The 251-nt window shown below is 41.8% G+C and carries 1 protein-coding gene; it reads right to left on the bottom strand.

Annotation, left to right across the window (positions count from 1 at the left end; translation table 11 throughout):
* A partial coding sequence (locus tag ETC27_RS18230) for a ribosomal protein S19 family protein (protein ID WP_205742798.1) occupies positions 1–156 on the bottom strand: 156 nt, incomplete at its 3' end.
* Between the last annotated feature and the right edge of the window lie 95 nt (positions 157–251).

Here is a 251-nt window from a genome sequence, read left to right as displayed (position 1 = left end):
GTAAACAGCAATTGTAAGTCCTACAACGTTAGGGTAGACGGTAGAACGGCGTGACCAAGTTTTGATCACTGATTTCTTTTCGGCGTTTTCTTGAGCTTCGACTTTTTTCATCAAATGCTCGTCAGCGAAAGGCCCCTTCTTAAGACTACGACTCATGTTTTTGAGTTCTCCTTTAAATTTGATACCACGCTGGCTACTAGGGCCAGGTTGGCGGATGATTTATATAGATATCTTCTCGACATCTTACTAAA

This window comes from Onishia niordana (assembly GCF_004798965.1).
GTDB lineage: Bacteria > Pseudomonadota > Gammaproteobacteria > Pseudomonadales > Halomonadaceae > Onishia > Onishia niordana.
The sequence above is the reverse complement of the archived record's forward strand: the minus strand, read 5'-3'. Positions and strand labels throughout refer to the sequence as shown.